The organism is Fredinandcohnia quinoae (assembly GCF_022427965.1).
In the GTDB taxonomy this organism is placed as follows: domain Bacteria; phylum Bacillota; class Bacilli; order Bacillales; family Bacillaceae_L; genus Ferdinandcohnia; species Ferdinandcohnia quinoae.
Genome location: NZ_JAKTTI010000035.1, coordinates 41,119 through 47,205, shown reverse-complemented (window position 1 = coordinate 47,205; position 6,087 = coordinate 41,119). Strand labels below are relative to the sequence as shown.

5 protein-coding genes are annotated in these 6,087 nt (G+C 37.3%); 4 read left to right on the top strand and 1 reads right to left on the bottom strand.

From position 1 onward, the window contains the following. The first annotated feature begins 456 nt into the window (after nucleotides 1-456). From MJG50_RS17865 to MJG50_RS17855, 3 genes are all read left to right on the top strand, one after another. Nucleotides 457-1,551, top strand: a complete 1,095-nt coding sequence (locus MJG50_RS17865) for a sensor histidine kinase (protein ID WP_240257124.1) — start codon at nucleotides 457-459, stop codon at nucleotides 1,549-1,551. After that, nucleotides 1,544-2,221: a response regulator transcription factor gene (locus tag MJG50_RS17860; RefSeq protein ID WP_240257123.1), complete on the top strand. Its 678-nt coding sequence runs from the start codon at nucleotides 1,544-1,546 to the stop codon at nucleotides 2,219-2,221. The genes MJG50_RS17865 and MJG50_RS17860 overlap by 8 nt, the downstream gene beginning before the upstream one ends. Nucleotides 2,222-2,528: 307 nt before the next feature. Next, complete coding sequence (locus tag MJG50_RS17855) at nucleotides 2,529-3,392, top strand: CPBP family intramembrane glutamic endopeptidase (protein WP_240257122.1); 864 nt, start codon at nucleotides 2,529-2,531, stop codon at nucleotides 3,390-3,392. 765 nt (nucleotides 3,393-4,157) lie between these two features. Here the strand turns inward: MJG50_RS17855 and MJG50_RS17850 are convergent. Continuing rightward, the gene (locus MJG50_RS17850; RefSeq protein ID WP_240257121.1) at nucleotides 4,158-4,931 is read right to left on the bottom strand and encodes a DUF1266 domain-containing protein; all 774 of its coding nucleotides are present in this window, start codon (nucleotides 4,929-4,931) and stop codon (nucleotides 4,158-4,160) included. 245 nt (nucleotides 4,932-5,176) lie between these two features. Between MJG50_RS17850 and MJG50_RS17845 the strand changes: the two genes are divergently transcribed. Further along, nucleotides 5,177-5,524, top strand: a complete 348-nt coding sequence (locus MJG50_RS17845) for a TRM11 family SAM-dependent methyltransferase (protein WP_240257120.1) — start codon at nucleotides 5,177-5,179, stop codon at nucleotides 5,522-5,524. Nucleotides 5,525-6,087 lie beyond the last annotated feature (563 nt).

The following is a 6,087-nucleotide window of genomic DNA, read 5'->3' as shown; positions in this document are numbered from 1 at the left end:
GAGTGAAGATGAAGTGGAGAAATCAATGGCTAAGTTCATTGAACAATGGGATGTAATAGGGGAATTAAAAATTAAATGAGATTAGCCTTAAAGAGGAAACTTGAACAATTTCCCTTATTCGAAAAATTATCTCTTCTAATATTAAATTCATAGTGAGAAAATTGAAACTCGTATTCATTACAACTTCGAAATCTATTTGAAACACTAAAAGAAGATAATTGGCCATTAATTATTATAAGGCACGTTTATCCCCCATCCAGTCTAAAAAGAGCCACCGCTAAATTTTTGATGTTCAATTTTAATGTGTTTCCCACTAAATATCCTATACAATGGAAGTATAGGGTGGTTTCTATCTAAATTCAAAGTGTGAGTTAGGGGCTCAAGTTAATGAAAAAAATCTCTTCTATAATGGACTGGGGGATATTTGCACTTCGCTCCTATAATTATATAGTACTAATGTTGCAGATATTTCTTAAGAGCGGCTATTCGAATCAACAATTGCTTGGAAACACAATTTGGCTTCTTGCTGCTTTTATTATTCCTATTTTAGGCTGGTTTCCGCAGTTACGAAGGAATAAGTCATGGTTCTCCATAACTGAATTATTACTTGGAGGCTCTCTTTTTACATATTCTATTATCCATATGCATCAAGTTGCAAGTGTGAGTTACCTTATCCCAAGTCTTGCCATCGGGTATTTATTGACCAGATGGACCGTTTGGATCATCCCCATTATTATCCTCCTCCCTTCTGTTGGTATCTTATTAGGTGAAGTGCCGTGGAATTTAGTCATTGGTTCAAGCACTGACAATTTACTCTTCTTATTTATTGGAATTTGGGTCAGGTTCATTACTAAGGCCTATCATGACAAACATGCACTGGCCCAAGAAATTAATGAACAGAATAGATTGCTTACTCAATATGCTGCTGAAATTGAAAGAATGACTCTGTTAGAGGAGCGAAATCGCATGTCCAAGGAGCTGCACGATACACTAGGGCATTCCTTTATTTCTCTTATTATGGGTCTTGATGCTGCCATTGTTCTTATGGATCGCAAACCGGATTTGGCCAAAGAAAAGTTAATGGATTTAAGAGCTTTAACGGAGGATAACCTGAATGAAATGAGAGACATTGTTCACGAGATTGGTGAAGAAGAGGACATCAACCTGATAAATCAGACCAGGACATTAATTAACAAGCTTCAACATCATACAGGGATAAACATTCGATTTATAGTAAAAGGTGCAGAAAGGAACGTGAGCTTTGAAGTACGCCAAACCATTATCCGAGTGATTCAAGAATCTTTTACAAATGCACTGAAACATGGTAAAGCATCGGAAATTGAGCTCATCCTTCACTTTACAGCAACTGATTTGCAAATGATCATTAGAAATAACGGAAGACCAATAGAAAAAAACGCGTTTGGGTTCGGACTAACATCCATGAAGAGCCGAATAGAAAGTCTTAACGGGAGTTTTTCGATCGATTCTGTATATGCCTGTACTGAAATAAGATGCGCTATACCTTATAAGGAGGTAGAATCTAATGTCTAATATCAAAGTATTAATAGCGGATGATCAGGAATTAATTCTCGAAAGTCTTAATATTGTCCTAAATATGGAAGATGCTATTGAGGTTGTTGCATTGGCTAAAAATGGTGAAGAAGCTGTTGACTTTTGTGCAAAATTTAAACCAGATATCGTGTTAATGGATATAAATATGCCCATTTTGGATGGCGTGGGGGCAACAGAGAAAATCAAGTTGAATGACCCAACAGTGAAGATTATTATTTTGACATCCTATAAAGAAGTAGATTATGTGCTTTCAGCGCTAAGCCACGGAGCTGAAGGATTCCTCCTTAAAGCTATCCATCCTAAAGATCTTGTCGCTGGCATACAGGTGGTCCACACAGGGGGTACACTTATTTCGCAGGAAATGGCTAATGAAATGATGAAAAGTGTGAAAAAAGTTATGAGTATAGGGACTAAAGAAACGCTACATGGATTTCCAAATAAAAGTAACCCATATGGACTTAGCCCCCGAGAGGTTGAAGTTCTTCAAAAGCTTGCCTTAGGTCTACGCAATCAGGATATTGCTGAAGCCCTTTTTCTTAGCGAAGGGACGGTTAAGAACTACATTTCGAATATTTATTCCAAACTAAATGTCAAGGATAGAAGACAAGCAGCACTTAAGGCTAAAGACGAAGGGATATTTGGAGATTAATAGTAAGGTCCCCCATGAATTAGAGATGAAATACTATAGTTTCCAAGCTGATAGCAAAAAGACTGTCAGCTTTTTTGTCATTTATGAAATTACTAAATAAGTGATTTGTTAATAATTGAAATTGAATGATTCGCCGATATTTTAAAGTCTTACAGTTTACTTCCAACTTCCGGACAAGCGCAATAGTGTTTGGTTGCTAATCATATATGACTATATGACTTTGTTATGACCAAACAGCACTTCGAACCTATGACTTTTTGAAGATAAACTATAGGAAATTAACCTTAAAACAAGGAGAGATGGCAGAATGGCACATTATAAACTTCAAAAAAAAGAGTTCCATCAAGGTAAAAAGAAGTTGTGGCTTTATTCATTTATTCAATTCCCCCTAGTTTGGATGGTGCTCGGGGCAATTGTAATTATTCTAGCCGATAGCCAGCTAAGCTCATTAGTTGGGGGTTCAAAAGGATTTGAATCCATCGGCTTGGCAATTGTAGAATGCGCTGTGGCTGTTATATTGTATTTGCTTACAATGAAATGTTTGGCAAATCGGAGGGTGTCAGAGCTGGCACTTAAAAGCGCTATTCCTGAAGTGGCTTTTGGCGTGCTAATTGGTTTGATCTTTATCAGTATTTCGACCTTGATTATTTTTTTACTTGACGGGTACTCTTTTAAATGGTTATCAGCAAGCGTGAGCTCTGTTTTACTGCCTGCGATAGCAACAGCCCTTGGAGCAGCATTTGTTGAAGAATTGCTTTTTCGGGGAATTGCCTTTCAAGCAATTGAAAGTATGATAGGCAGGTGGACAGCACTTGCTGTTACTTCCCTGTTCTTTGGTATCGCACATCTAGGAAACCCGGGAGCGACAATTTGGAGTGCCGTCGCGATTGTCATCCAAGCAGGTGTCCTTCTTGGTTCGGCCTTCCTTTGGCGCCGAAGTCTCTGGTTCGTTATTGGTATCCATTTTGCTTGGAATGCTATAGAAGAACTCTTGGGTATACCCGTCTCGGGACACCCTTCAACAGGCCTTTTTTCTGCAGAGGTAACTGGTCCATTCATTCTAACGGGCGGTGATTTTGGTATCGAAGCTTCCGTAGTCCCCGTGATAATTAGTTTGCTTCTCGCTATACCTATGCTAATTTTGGCTAAAACTAATAAAAAGCAAAGTTAACATGTAGAGTAACCAAGGAGGATTGCCTCTTGCACACGGAAAGCGAAGTGTTGCAGGCTGGGGGGTAAAAACAACAATCTATATGAAAACAGCCTATGCAAAAGTAGAGAATGTATGAAAAAAGAGATAGTAGAAAAATAAATATCCCATTTAGACACATCGCAGTAAACCGTACCATAAATAGGTGCGGTTTTTTATATGAGGGTATCCCATAAGTGACTTAGGGGCTTACGTTGATAACTATAAATACCTAATGAGGATACATTAGTTTTAAATACTAATAGGAAAATGGGGACAAAAATAGGACATAATTGGGACATTATTAAAAATAATTATCAGACGAGGTAGAGCTTTATTTAAAATAGTGATTTAACCTCGTCTTTTTAATTTAGGAAATAATATTAGTTTACCCCATAAACCGGTACGGCGAACCTTACCACAAGTAAATGAGGTTTAGACAAGTTTTTCAGTGAACCACTTTAAGACGTCAAATAAAAGGCATTAGGTACAGTCTAAATAAGACTATATCTATGCCTTTTTAGTTTTAGAATTATAAGAATTCTCTCCCATCCAATTAGGAAGGAGAACTTTATCTAAGTTAATTAGGAGGCGTAATAATTGACCTAGTTCAACTTGCATTTGACCATCCAATTAGAATTCATTCATTTCCCTTGTTCCAAAGAGTTGGGGGACAGGCATCTATACCTATAGTTGTTGGTCCTTATGTATTGTAAGGCGGAACACTCTCTCAGACCTTGTCCAATCCTAAATGATTTGGCTTTTTGTTCCGTATCGTTTAATGCTAAATTCATTCCAGATTGAGTCCTTTTCATTCAGCAATTCTCGTCCATTCCAAATTATATCGTAAATGTAACCTTCGTAAGCAATGGCACGGCCAAATGCAAATGATATAAAATAGTCCTTCCAGGAATCAAAGAGTTGGCTGGCATTATTAGCAGCTCTCTCTATATAGTCCCATGCCTGTTCTTCAGTTAAATAACCAAGTATGTAACTCCATCTTGCAATATTTACAGCTCGGTCAAAATCCCAGGCAGCAATAGTATCTACCTGATCAAAATCGGACTTCGTAAAGGAAAGCTTTTGCATCATTCCTTTTTGGGTTGTTTCATAGCATTCCTGCGATTTCCCAACTTCTCCCTCTGTGAAAGTCTGGCCAGCTTTTAAGGCTATAAGCAGCTCATCATACCGCCCGCGATGCCCTTCCGTAAGTAGCCATTCCAGAGTTTGTACAGCCTCTTCCGTATTACTAACTTCCCAAGCTGAAGAAAGACCTTCCTTCAAAGTTTCATGGTCTACCTTCACGGGCAGTATCCGTGGCGACTCAGAACGATAAAGAGCTAAATTGGCACCGTAGGCAAGCAAATGCTGTTTCTCCTTCGGCAAAGTGTTAGCCATCTCCATTTCTGATCGCAATTGTTTCGCTTTTTTCACAATTCGATTGTTCGCTGTAATCAAACCTATGATAAGTAAAATTACAATTGCTGCAATAACTCCCACAATAATTAGAATAGTCTTCAAACCATCACGTCCCTCTCCATGTTATTCTTTGGCACAGTTAAAAAGGCCATGTTTTTTACTGTTAACATTTTCCAATATTTCGTATTTTATTGTAACATATTAAAAGATAGATTTAACAAATATTTTACATAAAAGAATTTATTTGGTAATAATGTCCTATGTATAGGACTTTATAAATGCAAAATACAATCGTTTTTACTATGTAAAAAGGTGGAATTGGTACGGCGCTTGTGGAAGCTTTATCAATGGGGATTGACATAGTGGGGAGCGACAGGAATCGTCTTATTCTGGGTGGAACCAGAGAGAATATTGCCCACTTTGGGCTATCTGGAGAGGTGAAATTAAATAATATCCGTGACATCAAAAATCAAGATGATGTAGCAATTATCGATTTACCTTATAATTTATGTTCTGTAATCACACCTAAGGAGAAAGCCGAAATGCTTCAAAGTGCGTGCAGATTTGCCAGAAAAGTCGTTGTGGTATCTGTTGAACCAATCGATGAAATCCTAATCGATGTTGGGTTTTGCATTATTGACCGCGCAGTTGTTAAGAAAGGGTCCTTTACTCGTGAAGTGATTATCTGTAAGTAAGTATTAATAATTTATAAAATAGAACCTCATTTAGATAAGTCAAAGGGAACCTTACCGCAAGTGATGGTGAAGCGGAGATTCTAACTTCAAGTATAAACCGGCAGAAAAACTGCCGTTTTATTTATTACTCAGTAACTTGTATCAGATAAGCACCCGATCTGATCAGATAAATAGCGGAAGAAAATTCCTCTAATTAGTAAATAGAATAAAAAATAGTTAAAATAGAAGGAAAAACTCCGCCTATTGATTCGAAAAGCATGAAAATTGAAGGATTTGCTTCGTATAAGCGGAAAACTATCCTCTATTTACCCCGAAACGAGCCCTATTTTTCATATAACCGGAAAACCTTCCGCTAATTTTACCTAATCAAGACGAGGACTTTTTATATTTACTCTTAAATGTAAAAATCTCATCAACATTGATACAACGCCTCAAATAGATTTATTCAATTCTCTTAAAAATGATATCCTTATTAAAAAGAACTAGAAGGTGCTAGTTATAACGGAGATTAGAGGTAACCCATCATACATTTCAATCTTCATTTAAATGATGTTCTTCTAGAT

Excerpts from the sequence above, each read along its gene's own strand:
- MJG50_RS17860 (WP_240257123.1), top strand. The coding sequence starts at position 1,544 with ATGTCTAATATCAAAGTATTAATAGCGGATGATCAGGAATTAATTCTC.
- MJG50_RS17865 (WP_240257124.1), top strand. The coding sequence starts at position 457 with ATGTTGCAGATATTTCTTAAGAGCGGCTATTCGAATCAACAATTGCTT.
- MJG50_RS17845 (WP_240257120.1), top strand. The coding sequence starts at position 5,177 with ATGGGGATTGACATAGTGGGGAGCGACAGGAATCGTCTTATTCTGGGT.
- MJG50_RS17855 (WP_240257122.1), top strand. The coding sequence starts at position 2,529 with ATGGCACATTATAAACTTCAAAAAAAAGAGTTCCATCAAGGTAAAAAG.